Origin of the sequence: Ancylobacter polymorphus (genome assembly GCF_030813495.1) — a bacterium.
Taxonomy (GTDB): domain Bacteria; phylum Pseudomonadota; class Alphaproteobacteria; order Rhizobiales; family Xanthobacteraceae; genus Ancylobacter; species Ancylobacter polymorphus.
The window spans coordinates 253,825-269,524 of record NZ_JAUSUI010000004.1; the positions used below are offsets into that span (position 1 = coordinate 253,825).

The window sequence follows — 15,700 nt, forward strand, 5'->3', positions numbered from 1 at the left end:
CGCTCAGAAGCGCTTCTTCAACCAGATATTGGAATGGCCGGGCGGATAATCGTCGATCTGGCCGAAGCGCTCATAGCCGTGCCGCGCGTAGAAATCCGGCGCCTGGAAACTATAGGTTTCCAGATGTACCCCGGTGCAGCCGCGTGCGCGGGCCTCTGCCTCGGCGGCATTCAAAAGGGCGCTGCCCAACCCGCCGCCACGCGCCTGCGGCGACACCCATAGCCAGGCGATGTGCATCCAGCCGAAATAGGTGCTGGCCTTGACCCCGCCCGTGGTAGCCCCGGCGTCATCGCGGGCGATAACCCAAAGCTGCGACGCCCCCAAAGGGCCGGCCTTGGCCTCGTTGAAAATATCGAGGCCACGGTCGATGAGGTCGCGGACCTCGGCGCCCGGGTTGGTTTCAATGGTGATCTTCAAAGCCGTTCCTCCCACAGACCGGCGCCGGGCGAGGCGGCGCGGGGGTGGTGTTCCGCGGCTTTCGTGCCAAGAATATGGCTTCGCGCCAATGGGGCACGGGGGAAGACATGAGTTTCACGCAGGCGGTTTCCAGCGTTCTCGGCAAGTACGCCACCTTTTCCGGGCGCGCCCCGCGCTCGGAATATTGGTGGTTCGTCGTGTTCCAGATTCTCGTCAACATCGCCGCCGGCGTGCTCGACACCGCCCTGTTCGGGGCGTTCTCGCTGCTGACCTTTGGCGAGATCGACGCCTTCACCCCGCTCACCACGCTGGCGACGCTCGCCCTGCTTATCCCCTCGATCGCGGTGAGCGTCCGGCGCTTCCACGACATGGATTTCTCCGGCTGGTGGCTGCTGCTGATCCTTACCGGCATCGGCGCCATCGTCGTGTTCTTCTGGTTCATGGTGCGCGGCACGCGTGGGCCGAACCGCTTCGGGCCTGACCCGCTGGAACTCTGACGCGCATGAAAAAGGGCGGCCCCGGGCCGCCCTTCCGCTTCTCTCGAATGTAACGCCGCTCAGCCCTGCTGGATGGCGCTGAGCTTCCATTGGCCGCGCGGGGGGCGGGCGAAGGTCCAGAACTCCACCGCCTGTTCCAGCCGGTCCGGATCGCCCTGCACGACGCGGCCGGTGGCCTTGTCGAGCGTCACGTCCTTCAGCTCGTAGCGCATGGCGACGGTGGCGTATTCGGCGTCGCCTTCCGACCAGGCTTCCGACAGGTCGCCCTGCAGCAGCTTCACGTCGGTGACCCGGTTTTCAAGGCCGTCGCGCGCCAGCTCGTCCAGCTCCTCGCCCATATAGCCGGCCATTTCCGGCGTCAGCAGCGTGGAAAGAGCGGCCTTGTCGGCGCGGCTATAGGCAGCCTGCACCTCGGCGAGAGTGCGCTCGAACGTGTCGAAGTCCGTGCCTTCCAGCTTGATCGGCTTGCCACGCGGCGCGGTGCCGAAGCCCGCGCGCGGTGCGGCCGTGCCGCCGCTCATGGCGCCCGGCTGCGGCGCCTGGCCGCCGCCATTCATGGCGTCCCGGTTCATGGCGTCCCGATTCATCGGGTCGGGCCGCGCGCCGCCGGCATAGGAAGGCTGGTTGCGCGAGCGCAGCCAGCCCATGACCAGCCGGACGACGATGAAGATGAGCGCCACCTGCAGCAGCAGGCCGAGAATGCCGGAGAGGCTGCCAAGGCCGGAGAAGAAGCCGGAGCCCATCAGCAGGCCGAAAAGGCCGGCGCCGAGCAGGCCGCCCATCAGCCCGCCCATGAAGCCGCCACGGTTGAAAAAGCCGCCGGGCTGCGCGCCGGGAGCGCGGGCCGCCGGCGCGGCCTGATTCTGCGGCGTCGCGGAGCGCTGCAACGGCTGGGCGGTCGGGGCGGTGGGGGTGGGCGCGGGCGTCGAATAGCTGCGCGTGCCACGGCTGCCGAAGCTGCCGCTGCGGCCGGCGCGGGCCTCGGCGAAGTCGGTAGCCACCAGAACGCCGGCGGCGACGAACAGCGCGCCGATCATCAGACGCAGGGCGAAGGGACGCGAACGCGGGAAAAGCAAGGGCTTGGCCTCTCTCGAAGGGTGTTGTGCGGAGTTGCCGCAACGTCACCCATATGGGAAGAGGCCGCCCGGAATCCAGTCCCTCGGGCCTGCACCGCTGGCGCGCAGGGGCGGCGGAGCGGAGCGAGCCGGTGCAAAACCGCGCTTTGCGGGCGACACACAATCCTGTGATGAGGCGCCCGCGGACTCGGGGCGCCGGCTCATTCAGGATCGAAGCGCGGCGCCGTTTGTGGCGTCGCGCGTGGCGGGGTCCGCAAGGGGCGCGGCGTCAGAAGCCGAGCTGCGATTCGATCGCGGCGATCGAGCCCACGGGCACGTTCACGGCCTTCTTCTCGCGCGCGTCGGCCGGACGCAGCGGCGAAACGGCGCCGGTGTAGGAAGCCTTGGATTGGGGGGATGCGAGGGGAGCCTGAACCTCGTTGCGGTTCATGACGGGAGGCATTTTCGTCGTCCTTGCTGATACGCGTTACACTGTGAATGTCACCGGCCTCGCGGCCGGCCTTGTCGGGTCAACACGGATTTCGGCCGGTTGTTTCGAAAAGCACCGCCGCAGGTCGGCGCTCCTGATGCTCTTTATGAACCCTCAACCATGAAGCTTTCCTGAGCATGGCGTTCATCCTGACGGGGGATTCGTTCACAATCGCGGCGGCTCTGGGGCGAGGCTGAGAAACCTCTAGGTGTGTGGCCCGCAAGCCTCACCTTCCCGTGGGCCCCGCCACCCGCAGGTAACGCGATCCCGCCCGTGACGGTCTGCCGCCGCGATGCGCCCCGCCTTGCCGGGGATAAGCGCGCCCGCACGGGTGTCATCGACGGCATGCTAATTGCTAAGTTGCCTACGCCTTAAGGAGTATCGCCATGTCCGTTGCCCTGACCATCGCCCTTTCCGATGCCGAGCCTGAAGCCGATGGCGAACTCGACCTGTCGCTGCGCGAGGACATCCGCATGCTCGGCCGCGTGCTGGGCGACACGCTGCGCGACCAGGAAGGCGAGGCCATCTATGAGCTGGTGGAGCATATACGCCGCGTCTCCACCCGCTTTCACCGCGAGGAGGACGAGGGCGCCCGGCACGAGCTGGAAGCGATCCTGAGCGATCTCGGCCCGGACCAGACCATCTCCATTGTCCGCGCCTTCTCCTATTTCTCGCATCTCGCCAACATCGCCGAGGACCAGAACGTCATCCGCCGCATGCGGGCGGCGGCGGCCAATGGCAGCGCGTCCGGTCCCGCCACGGTGGCGCGGGCGCTGGAGCGGGCGCGCGAGGCCGGTATTTCGACCGACGATCTGCGCGCCTTCTTCGCCACTGCGCTGGCGAGCCCGGTGCTCACCGCCCACCCGACCGAGGTGCGCCGCCGCTCGACCCTGACGCATGAAATGAAGGTGGCGGAGCTGCTCGCCGACCGCGCCCGCCGCGACCCGACGCCGGAAGAGCAGGAAATCGCGGCGGCGGAACTGCGCCGCCGGGTGCTGATGCTGTGGCAGACCAATCTGCTGCGCCGCACGAAGCTGACCGTGCTGGACGAGGTGGCGAACGGGCTTTCCTATTACGACTACACCTTCCTGCGCCAGCTGCCGACGCTCTATGCCGCGCTGGAGGACCGGCTGGCGGCGATGGAAGGCCGCACCGGGGAGGCGCCGGAAATTGCCTCCTTCCTGCGCATGGGCAGCTGGATCGGCGGCGACCGCGACGGCAATCCCTTCGTCACCGCCGAGGTGACGCGCGAGACGATGCGCATGCAGTCCGCCCAGGCGGTGCGCTTCTATCTCGAAGAGCTGGACAGTCTCGGCGCCGAACTCTCCATCAGCACGATCCGGGTGAGCGTGTCGAGCGACCTGCTGGCGCTGGTGGACGCCTCGCCCGATCTCTCGCCGCACCGGCGCAACGAGCCCTACCGCCTCGCGGTGACCGCCATCGCCTCGCGCCTGCGCGCCACCGCCTTCCGGCTGGAAGTTGCCGATCTCTTGGGCATTACCCAGATGCCGGCGGCCCGGCCCTATGGTTCGGCGGCCGAATTGCGCGCTGATCTCGACATTATCGACGCGTCGCTGAAGGCGCATAAGTCCGGCGTCATCGCCGGCGGCAAGCTGCGGGCGTTGCGGCGGGCGGTGGATGCGTTCGGCTTCCACCTCGCCGTGCTCGATTCGCGGCAGAATTCCGACGTGCATGAGCGCTGCGTCGCCGAGCTGTTCGAGGTGGCGGCGCCGGGCACGAACTACAAGGCGCTGCCGGAGGGCACCCGCGTCGCGCTGCTGCTGCGTGAATTGACCACGGCGCGCCCGCTCACCTCGCCCTTCGCCGCCTATTCCGACGAGACGGTGGGCGAACTCGCCATGCTGCGCACCTGCGCCCGCATCCACGCGATTTACGGGCCGGAAGCGATCCAGACCTGCATCATCTCCAAGGCGGAAAGCGTCTCCGACATGCTGGAGCTGGCGCTGCTCTTGAAGGAGGTCGGCCTGGTCGAGCCGGCCGGCGCCTCGGCGGTGCATATCGTGCCGCTGTTCGAGACCATCGGCGATCTGCGCAACGCCGCCAAGGTGATGGAGCAGATGTTCCGCCTGCCCGAATACCGCAAGCTGGTGGACAGCCGCGGCGGTGTGCAGGAAGTGATGCTCGGCTATTCCGACAGCAACAAGGATGGCGGCTTCCTCACCTCGGGGTGGGAACTCTACAAGGCCGAGATCGAGCTGATCGAAGTGTTCAAGCGCCATGGCGTGCGGCTGCGCCTGTTCCATGGGCGCGGCGGTTCGGTGGGGCGCGGCGGCGGGCCGAGCTACGACGCCATTCTCGCCCAGCCGGGCGGGGCGGTGCAGGGGCAGATCCGCATCACCGAACAGGGCGAGATCATCTCGTCCAAATATTCCAACCCGGCGGTGGGGCGCGGCAATCTCGAAATCCTCGCCGCGGCGACGATGGAGGCGACGCTGCTTTCCGGCGACGCCAAAGCGCCGCGCGAGGAATATCTCACCGTCATGGAGGAGCTCTCCGACGCCGCCTTCGCCGCCTATCGGGCGCTGGTCTACGAGACCCCGCGCTTCGAGGATTATTTCTGGGAATCGACCGTGATCAACGAAATCGCGACGCTGAACATCGGCTCGCGCCCGGCCTCGCGCAAGAAGACGCGGCGGATCGAGGATCTGCGCGCGATTCCCTGGGTGTTCTCCTGGGCGCAGTGCCGGCTGATGCTGCCGGGCTGGTACGGCTTCGGCACGGCGGTGCGTCACTGGCTGGACGCGCACCCCGATGGCCTGCCGCTGCTGCAGGAGATGTACCGGGAATGGCCGTTCTTCCGCACCCAGCTGTCCAACATGGACATGGTGCTCTCCAAGAGCTCCATCGCCATCGCCTCGCGCTATGCCGCGCTGGTGGAGGACGCGGAGCTGCGCGAGAGCATTTTCGGCCGCATCCGCGCCGAGCACCAGGGCGCCATCGACGCGCTGCTGGCGATCTCGCAGCAGCCGGCGCTGCTGGGTTCCAACCCGCTGCTGGAACGCTCGATCCGCGCCCGCTTCCCCTATATCGACCCGCTGAACCATGTGCAGGTCGGCCTCTTGCGCAAATACCGCGCCAGCGATACCGACGAGAAGGTGCTGCAAGGCATCCAGCTCACCATTAACGGCATCTCCGCCGGGCTGCGGAACTCGGGATAAATCTCATGGCGTTCGCCTGCACCATTCCCGCCGTTGCGACCCAGCTGGCGGACGATGCGCGCGTGCGCATCACCCGCTGGGATTTCGCGCCCGGCGCCACGACAGGCTGGCACGAGCACGCCATGGACTATGCCATCGTCTTCGTCACCGACGGGCTGATGGAGATCGATGTCGACGGGGTGGTGACGCAAATCGCCATGGCGGCTGGGGCCGCCTATTCGCGCCCCGCCGGCATCCGCCACGATGTCCGCAATGCCGGCGATGCGCCGATGAGTTTCGTCGAAGTGGAGATGAAATAGGCGGCGGTGTGGGCCGGCGTCGAGTGCCGGCAGCCGCCATCCCTGCCGGGGTTTGTCATGTATACGCCGCCCGCCTTCCGCGAAGACGACCCCGCGATCCTGCGCAGCATCATGCGCGAGGCGCGACTGGCGACGCTGGTCACCGCCACCGCCGAGGGGCTGATGGCGACACCGCTGCCGCTGTTTCTCGACGCGAGCGAGGGGGAGCACGGCGTGCTCTACGGGCATCTCGCCCGGGCCAATGGCCAATGGAAGGCGGCGCCGATAGGCGAGGCGCTGGTTCTGTTTTCAGGACTGGATGCCTACATCACACCCAGCTGGTACGCCGCCAAGGCCGAGCACGGCAAAGTCGTGCCGACCTGGAATTATGAGGCCGTGCACGCCTATGGCGTGGCCGAATTCTTCGACGATCCCGAGCGGCTGCTGGCGGCGGTGACGCGGCTCACCGCACTTTATGAGCAGAAGCGCGCCGAGCCCTGGTCGGTGAGCGATGCGCCCGAGTCCTTTGTCGCCGCGCAGCTTCGGGGCATTGTCGGGCTGCGGCTGCCGATCACCCGGCTGGAAGGCAAGCGCAAGATGAGCCAGAACCGCTCCGAGGCCGACCGCGCCGGCGTGGCGGCAGGGCTGGCCGGCAGCGAGCGTCCGGACGAGCGGCGCGTGGCGGACTTGATCCCGGCGCCGCGGGGCTGAACGGCCCCCGCTTCACCCCGCCAGCGGCGGCACGGCTTCCGGCGGCAGGTTCGGCGGCACGCGGGCGAGGCGGAAGGCGGCCTTGATGAGGGCGGCATTGTCGGGCGCCTCGCTGCCATCGGGCAGGTGCTTGCCGTCCTCCAGCCCGATGCGCCCGTCCAGCCCGCGCATCAGCGCGTCCTGGTAGAGCGGCCAGACGGTCGCGTCATAGCCGTGCTGCAGCACCGGCACGTCGAGGCTGGCGCGGGCCAGCAGCTTGCGGATGGCGGCGGCGACGGTAAGCCCTTGCTCGATATCCTGCTCGTTGATTTCGATGAGGATACGCAGGCATTTCTTGGCTTCGGGCAGGGCGATGTAGCGCTCCGTATCCCCCACCGACCACAGCCCCGCCTCGACGCCGATGCCGCGCGACAGAGCGAGGGCGATCATCTCGGGCGCGTCGTCCTCGATCAGATTGACCGACACATAGTCCGGCAGAACCGTCCAGCCCTTCACTGCCTTCAGCCGCGCCGCGCCGCCGGGGGCGATGCCGGCATGGGTGGAGAGGCCGATGGGCACGCCCGGCACGCGGGCGCGGATGGCGTCGAGCGCGGCGGCGACATGGGCGGGGTCGAGCGTTTCGGCGCCGGAGGGATCGCGCGGGTGCAGGTGCAGCTCGTTCGCCCCGGCCGCGACCACGGCGGCGGCGTCCGCGGCGAGGCGGGCGGGGGTGAGGGGCGTGTAGGCATGGAAGGCGCTGTCGCGCGATCCGTTGAGGCAGGCTTGCAGCATTGCGGTCTCCCTTTTCCTTGCTCCCTTCAACCCGCCAGAAAGCCCTTTCGTTTCAGGCGTTGCACAGAGCGCTCCAGCGCCTGCAGAAATTCCGAGCGGTCGCGCGGCGAAAAGGGGCGGGGGCCGCGTGTGATCTCGCCGGCTTCGCGCAGATCCGCCATCAGATTGCGGGTCGCCAGCTGCATGCCGATGGAGGCGGCAGTGAAGGGTTTCCCTGTCGGGCCGATGGCCTCCGCCCCCTTCGCCACTACCCGGGCGGCCAACGGCACGTCGGCGGTAATGACGAGGTCGCCCTCTTCCACCCGCTCGACGATCCAGTCATCGGCGACATCCGGCCCGGCGGCGACGATGACGCGCTCGACCTCGGCGTCGCGCGGGATGGCGATCCAGGAATTGGCGACCAGAAACACCTTCAGCCGGTGGCGGGCGGCGACGCGATAGGTCTCGTCCTTCACCGGGCAGGCGTCGGCGTCGATATAGATGAGGATCGGCTTCGGCAAAGTAGTCCTTGCGGTGAGATGCGGGGAGACAAGCAAGAAGGGCTGCCCGCGAGGGCAGCCCTTCCCATGTCAGACCGCGGTTCGGTCCGTTAACTGCCTAGAAGGGCAGCGCGACGTATCGCATCACGCGGAACGAACCTCAGAAGAGGCAAGCGTCCAGGTCACGGATACCGACGACCGCGGATCAAGACGATCAGACACTGGATCACCTCCTTTCGATTGTTGACGACAACTGAAGCTTAGACCGATTCGTGGAAAGGTCACGCGCTTGTTGCAGTGCGGGGCAGGAATCGGCTGTTCACTTCGCGTTACGGCGCGCAATCTTGAGTGCACGACAGGCGGGAGGGCGGCGGACATGAAACTCTGGCACGGGCTTATCGCGCTGGTGCTGATCGCCACTCCGTTGCAGGCGCAGCAGGCCTCCGACGTGCGGGCGCCGGAGGCGGCGGGCGCGCTGGCGATCGCGCCGAAATCCGCCACCGGCCGGAACTGGATGGTGACGGCGGCGAACCCGCTGGCGGCGGAGGCCGGCGCGCAGATGCTGCGCGCGGGCGGCAACGCCGTCGACGCCATGGTCGCGGTGCAACTGATGCTCGGCCTCGTCGAGCCGCAATCCTCCGGCCTCGGCGGCGGCGGCTTCCTGGTCTATTGGGATGCCGCGACCCGCACGCTCACCAGCTTTGACGGGCGCGAGACCGCGCCGCGCGCGGCGACGCCGACCCTGTTCCAGAACGCGCAGGGCCAGCCGCTTGCCTTCATGGAGGCGGTGGTCGGCGGGCGTTCGGTCGGCACGCCGGGCACGCCGGCACTGTTGGAGACGGTGCACCGGCGCTATGGGCGCCTCAGCTGGAAGGCGCTGTTCGCCCCGGCGCTGGAGCGGGCGGAGAACGGCTTTTCCGTCTCGCCCCGCCTTGCCGGGCTGATCGCCGGCGAGGTCGACACGCTCGCGCGCGATCCCGCGGCGAAAGCCTATTTCCTCGACGCCGCCGGCGTGCCGCTGGCGGCGGGCACGCTGCTGAAGAACCCGGCCTATGCGCAGACGCTGCGCCTGCTCCGGGAAGGTGGTGCGGCGGCGTTCTATGACGGCGCGCTGGCGAAGGCGATCGTCGCGGCGGTGCGCGGCGCGGCCAATCCTGGCCTGCTGGAGGACGAGGACCTCGCCGATTACCGGGTGAAGGAGCGCGCGCCCGTGTGCGGCGCCTATCGTGGCCTGGAGGTCTGCGGCATGGGCCCGCCGGGCTCGGGCGCGCTCACCTTGGGCCAGATCCTCGGCCTGCTGGAGCCCTATGATTTGAAGACACTCGGCCCGACCTCGCCCGGGGCGTGGCGGCTGATCGCCGATGCCTCGCGCCTCGCCTTCGCCGACCGCGAACGCTACATGGCCGATAGCGACTATGTGCCGATGCCGACCAAGGGGCTGCTGGCGCGCGATTATCTCGCCCAGCGGGCCAGGCTTCTGCAGGGCGATGATGCGCTGCCGCAGGTCGCGCCCGGCAAGCCGGCCTGGGACCACGCCTCCATCGTCCCGGAGCGGGCGGACGGGCTGGCGCCGGAACTGCCTTCCACCACCCAGATCACCATCGTCGACGCGCAGGGCAACATCGTCTCCATGACCTCGACCATCGAGGCGGGTTTCGGGTCGCGGCTGATGGTGGGCGGCTTCCTGCTCAACAATGAGCTGACCGACTTCTCCTTCCGCTCGCACAAGGACGGTGTGCCGGTGGCCAACCGGGTGGAGCCGGGCAAGCGGCCGCGCTCCTCGATGAGCCCCACCATCGTGCTGAAGGACGGGCGCCCGGTGCTGGCACTGGGTTCGCCCGGCGGCAGCCAGATCATCGGCTATGTCGCCAAGACGCTGATCGCCCATCTCGACTGGGGCATGAGCCTGCCCGACGCCATCGCCGCGCCCAATGTGCTGGCGCGCTTCGACGCGGTGGAGATCGAGGCGGGAACGGCGGCGGAGGCGCTGGCGCCGGGCCTCGCCGCGCTCGGCTTCAGCGTGAAGACGGGGGCGATGACCTCAGGCGTACAGGCGGTGGCGATCACGCCGCAGGGGCTGGTCGGCGCCGCCGACCCCCGCCGCGAGGGCGTGGCGATCGGGGAGTGAGAGCGCGCCCGGACGGCATCCTTCGAGGCTCGCTCCGCTCGCACCTCAGGATGACGGTGCGAGAGGCGAAGGCCGCAGGAGACGTGTCGCTTCGCACCACCTTTCACCCTCATGGCCGGGCTTGACCCGGCCACCCAGCGGCGACATCGCACACGGCCGAAAGGCTGGATCCCCGGGTCAAGCCCGGGGATGAGGGCGCACACGGCCTCAATGGCTGATCATCCACGGCCGGGCGGAGGGGAAGCTCTTGGCGCCTGAGGCGGCGGTGGCGGTCTTGGATTTCTTCGAGCGGCTCTTCATGCCGCCCGAGCAGCAGGAGCAGCTCGACGGGTGCCGCTTCGCCGCATATTCGCCCGTGGTCATCGGCGCGTGGCTGGCGCGCTCATTGGTGGCATGGGCGGTCAGGCTCTCGCGCGACATGCCGGAAAAATGCGGGGCGGTGAGCATCACCCGCGGCGCCAGTGCGCCGCAATCGGGGCAGGGCTGCGGGGCCTGATATTCGCTCATCGGCCGCATCGCGGTGAAATCGCCGCAGCTTTCGCATTCATATTCATAGACGGGCATCGGCATGTCCCTGTGTACGGGTCTTGAGCGCGACCCCTTGGGCGTTTCCTCGGAAGGGGAAGGAATGGGCGGCGCACATCCTTTGTGATGGAGGGCGGGGCGATGCCTTGGCATCGCCCCGCATGCACCGGACGTAAGAGGGGGTCAAAGGTCCGGTGACAGCGGCATGTCGATGGAGCCGTCGAGGAATTTCGTCGGTCCGGCCGCGGTCGGGTTGATGTCGAAGTCGAAGATCTCGGTCGGCAGCCACAGCGTGGCGCAGGCATTCGGAATATCGACCACGCCGGAGATGTGCCCCTGCACCGGCGCGGTGCCGAGGATGGAATAGGCCTGGGCGCCGGAATAGCCGAACTTCTTCAGGTACTCGATGGCGTTGAGGCAGGCCTGGCGATAGGCGATGTGCACATCGAGATAGTGCTGGCCGCCGGCCTCGTCGACCGAGATGCCCTCGAAGATCAGATAGTCCTTGTAGTTCGGCGTCACCGGCGAGGGCTTGAAGATCGGGTTCTTGATCCCGTACTTGGCCATGCCGCCCTTCAGCACCTCGACCTTGAGATGCACCCAGCCGGCCATTTCGATGGCGCCGCAGAAAGTGATCTCGCCGTCGCCCTGGCTGAAATGCAGGTCGCCCATGGAGAGGCCGCCGCCTTCGACATAGACCGGGAAATAGATCTTGGAGCCGCGCGACAGGTCCTTGATGTCGCAATTGCCGCCATGTTCGCGCGGCGGCACGGTGCGCGCGCCGGTGGCGGCGGCGGCGTCCCGCGCGTCGCCGGTCAGCCGGCCCATATGGGCGGTGGCGGCGAAGGGCGGGACGGCCAGCGCCGGCACGCGGGTCGGGTTGGTGTCGATCAGCGCCTGCTCGCGGGTGTTCCAGGTCTCCAGCAGCTTCGGGTCGGGCAGGCAGCCGATCAGGCCGGGATGGATCAGCCCGGCGAAGTTCACCCCCGGCACATGGCGCGAGGAGGTGTACATGCCCTTGAAGTCCCAGATCGACTTCTGCGCCAGCGGGAAATGGTCGGTGAGGAAGCCGCCGCCATTCTTCTTGGAGAAGAAGCCGTTGAAGCCCCACTGGCTGTCCGGCATGGCGCCGATGTCGAGCAGGTCGACCACCAGCAGGTCGCCGGGCTCGGCGCCCTTCACCCCGATGGGGCCGGAGAGGAAGTGCACGATCGACAGGTCGATATCGCGCACATCGTCGGCGGAATCGTTGTTCTTGATGAAGCCGCCGGTCCAGTCATAGGTCTCGACGATGAAATCATCGCCCGGCTTCACCCAGGCCACCATCGGAATGTCCGGGTGCCAGCGGTTGTGAACCATGTCGTTTTCATAGGCCGACTGGTTCAGGTCGACTTTGATAAGCGTCTCGGTCATGCGTCTCACTCCCCGTGGACAAGCTGGGATCTTGGGCAAGCGGTAAAGGCGGGCGGAGCGGTCCGGCCGGGCTCAGACCGACAGGAAGCGGGCGACCTTGGCCTCGTCGACATCGGCGCGCCGGTCCTCGTGGACGATCTCGCCGTTCTCGATCACCAGCACGCGGTCGGCGATGTCGAGGGCGAAGGACAGCACCTGTTCCGACACCACGATGGACAGCCCGCGCTCGTCGCGGATGCGCTTCAGCGTGCGGGCCATGTCGCGGATGATGGAGGGCTGGATGCCCTCGGTCGGCTCGTCGAGCAGCAGCACCTTCGGCGCGGTGGCGAGCGCCCGGGCGATGGCGAGCTGCTGCTGCTGGCCGCCGGAGAGGTTGCCGCCGCGCCGGCCCTTCATTTCCAGGAGCACCGGGAACAGCTCGTAAATGTCGGGCGGCACCTTGCTTTCGCCGCGCGGGATCAGCCCGGTCTCTATGTTCTCCTGCACCGTCATGGTGGAGAAGATCATGCGGCCCTGCGGCACATAGGCGACGCCGTTCTTGACGCGCTCATAGCTCTTCAGCCGGGTGATGTCGGTGGCGCCGACGCTCACCGCGCCGCTCTTGGTCGGCACGATGCCCATGAGCGACTTCATGAGCGTGGTCTTGCCCATGCCGTTGCGGCCCATGATGGCGATGATCTCATTCGGCGCCACGGTGAAGTTGAGGCCGTGCAGAACCTCGCTCTCGCCATAGGAGACGTGCAGCCTGGATACGTTCAGCATGATCCGCCCCCTTTAATGGCCGAGATAGACTTCGATGACCTTCGGGTCCGCCTGGACCTTGGCCATGGAGCCTTCCGAGAGAATCTTGCCCTGGTGCAGCACCGTGACCTTGTGGGCGATGTCCTCGACGAACTTCATGTCGTGCTCGATCACGATCACCGATCGGTTCTTGATGATGGTGTTCAGCAGTTCGGCGGTCTTCTTGCGCTCGGAGACGCTCATGCCGGCCACCGGCTCGTCGAGCATCAGGAGTTCCGGGTCCTGGATCAGCAGCATGCCGATCTCCAGCCACTGCTTCTGGCCGTGCGAGAGATATTCGGCGCGCTGGTCGAGCTGGTCGGCGAGGAAGATGGTCTCGGCCACCTCCTGCACCCGCTCCTTCACCGCCCGGTCGCGGCGGAAGGTCAGCGCGCCCGGCACCGAGCGTCCCTTGGGATAGGAGATTTCGAGATTCTCGAAGACGGTGAGGTCCTCATAGATCGACGGGTTCTGGAACTTGCGTCCCACCCCGGCGCGGACGATCTCGTGCTCCTTCATCCGGGTGAGTTCGCGCTCCTTGAACCGGATCGAGCCCGTGGTCGCCTTGGTGCGCCCGCAGATGAGGTCGAGCACCGTGGTCTTGCCGGCGCCATTCGGGCCGATGATGACGCGGATTTCGTTCTCGTCGACATAGAAGGACAGGTCGTTGACCGCCTTGAACCCGTCGAAGGAGACGGTGAGTCCTTCCACCGCCAGGACGAAGTCCTTGTTCATGGAGTCGGTGATGACTTGGCTGTTCATGGCTCCGGCTCCTATTCGGCGGCGGCGGGGGCGGCCGTCCCGGAGGACGGGGCGGCGGGCGGCGTCGCGGCGGGGGGCGTCGTGCGTCGGGCCGCGCCGCCGAACAGCGGGCCGAGGCGCGGGGCGATGTAGCTCTGCCAGAGGCCGGCAATGCCGTTCGGGAAGATCAGCACCACGGCGATGAACAGGCCGCCGAGGCCGAACAGCCACAGTTCAGGGAAGCTTTCGGAGAACGAGGTCTTGGCCCAGTTCACCAGCAGCGTGCCGTAGATGGCGCCGAGGATGGAGAGGCGGCCGCCCACCGCGGTGTAGATGACCATTTCGATCGACGGCACGATGCCGACGAAGGACGGCGACATGAACCCGACCTGCAGCGCGAACATGGCCCCGCCAATGCCCGACAGCGCCGCCGCCAGGCAGAAGACGAAGATCTTGAAGCTGGCCACGTCGTAGCCCGAGAAGCGGACCCGGTCCTCCTTGTCGCGCATGGCGACGAGGATGCGGCCGAGCTTGGACGACTTCACGTAGAAGGCCAGCAGGATGCAGGCGAGCAGCAGGCCGACGCAGACGAAATAGAGGATCGTCTTGGCGCTGTCGGTGCGGATGTCCCAGCCGTGCAGGGTGCGCAGATCGGTGATGCCGTTAATGCCGCCGGTATAGCCCTGCTGGCCGATGATCAGGATGGTCATGATCGCGGCGAGCGCCTGGGTGATAATGGCGAAATACACGCCGCCCACGCGCCGCTTGAACAAAGCGAAGCCGAGGATGAGGGCGAAGAAGGCCGGCACCAGCACGACGGCGACGGTGGAAAAGGCGAAGCTCTTGAAGGGTTCCCAGAACCAGGGCAGGGCGGTGATCTGGTTCCAGTCCATGAAGTCCGGAATGCCGGGCGTGGTCTGGATCTTGGTGTTCTCGACGCTGGAGGCTTCCAGCTTGAGGAACATGGCCATGCAGTAGCCGCCGAGACCGAAGAACACGCCCTGGCCGAGCGAAAGAATGCCGGCATAGCCCCAGCACAGCACAAGGCCGAGCGCGACGAAGGCGTAGGTGAGGTACTTGCCGACGAATTGCAGGCGGAAATTGTCCAGCGCCAGCGGAAGCACGACGAGGAGGATGAAGGCCAGGATCGCGATCCCGATCATGTCCTGCGGGCGCAGGAAGAAGGTGCGGCCGGATGACTTGCTCATATGCGCCTCCTCAGCGACGGACCTTGATGACGAACAGGCCCTGCGGCCGCAGCATCAGGATGATGACCACGCCGAGCAGCGTGAGGACCTTGGCCATCGAACCGGAGAGGAAGAACTCCATGGTCGACTGGGCCTGCGAGATGGTGAAGGCGGAGGCGATGGTGCCGAGCAGGCTCTGCGCGCCGCCGAAGACGACGACCAGGAAGGTGTCGACGATGTAGAGCTGGCCGGAGGTCGGGCCGGTCGAGCCGATCATGGTGAAGGCCGAGCCGGCCACGCCGGCGATGCCGCAGCCGAGGCCGAAAGTATAGCGGTCGATCTTCTCGGTATTGATGCCGACGGCGCCGGCCATGACGCGGTTCTGCACCACGGCGCGCACCTGCTTGCCCCAGGCCGACTTGTACATCAGCAGGGCGACGGCCACGGTGATGGCGATGGTGAGGCCCATGACGAACAGGCCGTTGATCTGCACTTCGATCGAGTCGGTGAGCGAGATCGAGCCCATCATCCAGTTCGGCAGTTCCACGCCCACTTCGCGCGGGCCGAAGACGGAGCGGTAGACCTGCTGAAGAATGAGGCTGAGGCCCCAGGTGGCGAGCAGCGTGTCGAGCGGGCGCTTGTACAGGCGCCGGATCATCAGCCATTCCACCGCCATGCCGAGCGCGCCGGCGGCGAAAAAGGCGAGCACCATGGCGACAAAGAAATAGGCGCCGAACAGGCCCGGCACATAATTCAGGAAGAATTGAGATGTAAAATAGGTGACATAGGCGCCGAGAATCATGAATTCGCCATGCGCCATGTTGATGACGCCCATCTGGCCGAAGATGATGGCGAGGCCGAGCGCCATGAGCACGAAGACCGAGAATAGGATGAGGCCGGCGAAGCCCTGCATCACGAAAATCGAGCCGAGTTCGGCCAGCGAATAGTCAGCGAACATTCAACAATCCCCCGGCGGGCGCGCGAGCGCGCGCTTGGCATCAACGGCGTGAAGTCCCGGAGAGGGCGCGGCCCTCTCCGGGTGGGAGCGT

Annotated in this window: 16 protein-coding genes; 5 read left to right on the top strand and 11 right to left on the bottom strand. The window is 67.1% G+C overall.

Translation table 11 applies throughout. The features are described 5' to 3' along the window. Positions 1 to 3: 3 nt before the first annotated feature. Entirely contained in the window at positions 4 to 417 is a 414-nt protein-coding gene (locus tag J2S75_RS10915; RefSeq protein ID WP_307019884.1) for a GNAT family N-acetyltransferase, read from the bottom strand. A gap of 107 nt (positions 418 to 524) precedes the next feature. Between J2S75_RS10915 and J2S75_RS10920 the strand changes: the two genes are divergently transcribed. Further along, positions 525 to 914: a DUF805 domain-containing protein gene (locus J2S75_RS10920; RefSeq protein ID WP_307019885.1), complete on the top strand. Its 390-nt coding sequence runs from the start codon at positions 525 to 527 to the stop codon at positions 912 to 914. Positions 915 to 973: 59 nt separating this feature from the next. On the opposite strand, the gene J2S75_RS10925 is transcribed toward J2S75_RS10920, so the two are convergent. Both J2S75_RS10925 and J2S75_RS10930 read right to left on the bottom strand, forming a co-directional pair. After that, on the bottom strand, positions 974 to 1,990 hold the full coding sequence (locus J2S75_RS10925) for a Tim44 domain-containing protein (RefSeq protein ID WP_307019886.1): 1,017 nt from the start codon (positions 1,988 to 1,990) through the stop codon (positions 974 to 976). A 268-nt stretch (positions 1,991 to 2,258) separates the two neighbouring features. Beyond that, positions 2,259 to 2,420 carry a hypothetical protein gene (locus J2S75_RS10930; protein WP_307019887.1) on the bottom strand — a complete coding sequence of 54 codons (162 nt, stop codon included), beginning with the start codon at positions 2,418 to 2,420 and terminating at the stop codon, positions 2,259 to 2,261. A gap of 425 nt (positions 2,421 to 2,845) precedes the next feature. Between J2S75_RS10930 and ppc the strand changes: the two genes are divergently transcribed. Genes ppc through J2S75_RS10945 form a run of 3 tightly spaced genes read left to right on the top strand, consistent with a single transcriptional unit; the run spans position 2,846 to position 6,627 of the window. Further along, on the top strand, positions 2,846 to 5,638 hold the full coding sequence (gene ppc, locus J2S75_RS10935) for a phosphoenolpyruvate carboxylase (RefSeq protein WP_307019888.1): 2,793 nt from the start codon (positions 2,846 to 2,848) through the stop codon (positions 5,636 to 5,638). Between the two features lie 5 nt (positions 5,639 to 5,643). Further along, positions 5,644 to 5,937: a cupin domain-containing protein gene (locus tag J2S75_RS10940; RefSeq protein ID WP_244375737.1), complete on the top strand. Its 294-nt coding sequence runs from the start codon at positions 5,644 to 5,646 to the stop codon at positions 5,935 to 5,937. Between the two features lie 57 nt (positions 5,938 to 5,994). Beyond that, entirely contained in the window at positions 5,995 to 6,627 is a 633-nt protein-coding gene (locus J2S75_RS10945) for an FMN-binding negative transcriptional regulator (RefSeq protein WP_307019889.1), read from the top strand. 12 nt (positions 6,628 to 6,639) lie between these two features. Here the strand turns inward: J2S75_RS10945 and J2S75_RS10950 are convergent, their stop codons facing one another. Together J2S75_RS10950 and J2S75_RS10955 are read right to left on the bottom strand one after the other, a co-directional pair. Next, positions 6,640 to 7,398, bottom strand: a complete 759-nt coding sequence (locus J2S75_RS10950; protein WP_307019890.1) for a 3-keto-5-aminohexanoate cleavage protein — start codon at positions 7,396 to 7,398, stop codon at positions 6,640 to 6,642. Between the two features lie 26 nt (positions 7,399 to 7,424). Further along, positions 7,425 to 7,898 carry a YaiI/YqxD family protein gene (locus tag J2S75_RS10955; protein ID WP_307020073.1) on the bottom strand — a complete coding sequence of 158 codons (474 nt, stop codon included), beginning with the start codon at positions 7,896 to 7,898 and terminating at the stop codon, positions 7,425 to 7,427. Positions 7,899 to 8,253: 355 nt separating this feature from the next. Between J2S75_RS10955 and ggt the strand changes: the two genes are divergently transcribed. After that, the gene (gene ggt / locus J2S75_RS10960) at positions 8,254 to 10,005 is read left to right on the top strand and encodes a gamma-glutamyltransferase (protein ID WP_307019891.1); all 1,752 of its coding nucleotides are present in this window, start codon (positions 8,254 to 8,256) and stop codon (positions 10,003 to 10,005) included. 207 nt (positions 10,006 to 10,212) lie between these two features. Here ggt and J2S75_RS10965 read toward each other — a convergent pair whose 3' ends face one another. From J2S75_RS10965 to urtB, 6 genes are all read right to left on the bottom strand, one after another. After that, positions 10,213 to 10,569: an FmdB family zinc ribbon protein gene (locus J2S75_RS10965; protein ID WP_307019892.1), complete on the bottom strand. Its 357-nt coding sequence runs from the start codon at positions 10,567 to 10,569 to the stop codon at positions 10,213 to 10,215. Between the two features lie 144 nt (positions 10,570 to 10,713). Beyond that, the gene (fmdA, locus tag J2S75_RS10970) at positions 10,714 to 11,943 is read right to left on the bottom strand and encodes a formamidase (RefSeq protein WP_307019894.1); all 1,230 of its coding nucleotides are present in this window, start codon (positions 11,941 to 11,943) and stop codon (positions 10,714 to 10,716) included. A 72-nt stretch (positions 11,944 to 12,015) separates the two neighbouring features. Then, on the bottom strand, positions 12,016 to 12,705 hold the full coding sequence (gene urtE, locus J2S75_RS10975; RefSeq protein ID WP_307019895.1) for an urea ABC transporter ATP-binding subunit UrtE: 690 nt from the start codon (positions 12,703 to 12,705) through the stop codon (positions 12,016 to 12,018). Between the two features lie 12 nt (positions 12,706 to 12,717). After that, positions 12,718 to 13,485 (bottom strand): urea ABC transporter ATP-binding protein UrtD, encoded by a 768-nt coding sequence (urtD, locus tag J2S75_RS10980; RefSeq protein ID WP_244375752.1) that lies wholly within the window; start codon positions 13,483 to 13,485, stop codon positions 12,718 to 12,720. 11 nt (positions 13,486 to 13,496) lie between these two features. Then, positions 13,497 to 14,672 (bottom strand): urea ABC transporter permease subunit UrtC, encoded by a 1,176-nt coding sequence (gene urtC / locus J2S75_RS10985; protein WP_307019896.1) that lies wholly within the window; start codon positions 14,670 to 14,672, stop codon positions 13,497 to 13,499. A 10-nt stretch (positions 14,673 to 14,682) separates the two neighbouring features. After that, on the bottom strand, positions 14,683 to 15,609 hold the full coding sequence (gene urtB, locus J2S75_RS10990; RefSeq protein ID WP_244375756.1) for an urea ABC transporter permease subunit UrtB: 927 nt from the start codon (positions 15,607 to 15,609) through the stop codon (positions 14,683 to 14,685). Positions 15,610 to 15,700: the final 91 nt, after the last annotated feature.

Excerpts from the sequence above, each read along its gene's own strand:
- J2S75_RS10945 (WP_307019889.1), top strand. The coding sequence starts at position 5,995 with ATGTATACGCCGCCCGCCTTCCGCGAAGACGACCCCGCGATCCTGCGC.
- ppc (WP_307019888.1), top strand. The coding sequence starts at position 2,846 with ATGTCCGTTGCCCTGACCATCGCCCTTTCCGATGCCGAGCCTGAAGCC.
- J2S75_RS10950 (WP_307019890.1), bottom strand. The coding sequence starts at position 7,398 with ATGCTGCAAGCCTGCCTCAACGGATCGCGCGACAGCGCCTTCCATGCC.
- J2S75_RS10930 (WP_307019887.1), bottom strand. The coding sequence starts at position 2,420 with ATGAACCGCAACGAGGTTCAGGCTCCCCTCGCATCCCCCCAATCCAAG.
- J2S75_RS10940 (WP_244375737.1), top strand. The coding sequence starts at position 5,644 with ATGGCGTTCGCCTGCACCATTCCCGCCGTTGCGACCCAGCTGGCGGAC.
- fmdA (WP_307019894.1), bottom strand. The coding sequence starts at position 11,943 with ATGACCGAGACGCTTATCAAAGTCGACCTGAACCAGTCGGCCTATGAA.
- urtE (WP_307019895.1), bottom strand. The coding sequence starts at position 12,705 with ATGCTGAACGTATCCAGGCTGCACGTCTCCTATGGCGAGAGCGAGGTT.
- J2S75_RS10965 (WP_307019892.1), bottom strand. The coding sequence starts at position 10,569 with ATGCCCGTCTATGAATATGAATGCGAAAGCTGCGGCGATTTCACCGCG.
- urtD (WP_244375752.1), bottom strand. The coding sequence starts at position 13,485 with ATGAACAGCCAAGTCATCACCGACTCCATGAACAAGGACTTCGTCCTG.
- ggt (WP_307019891.1), top strand. The coding sequence starts at position 8,254 with ATGAAACTCTGGCACGGGCTTATCGCGCTGGTGCTGATCGCCACTCCG.
- urtC (WP_307019896.1), bottom strand. The coding sequence starts at position 14,672 with ATGAGCAAGTCATCCGGCCGCACCTTCTTCCTGCGCCCGCAGGACATG.
- J2S75_RS10920 (WP_307019885.1), top strand. The coding sequence starts at position 525 with ATGAGTTTCACGCAGGCGGTTTCCAGCGTTCTCGGCAAGTACGCCACC.
- urtB (WP_244375756.1), bottom strand. The coding sequence starts at position 15,609 with ATGTTCGCTGACTATTCGCTGGCCGAACTCGGCTCGATTTTCGTGATG.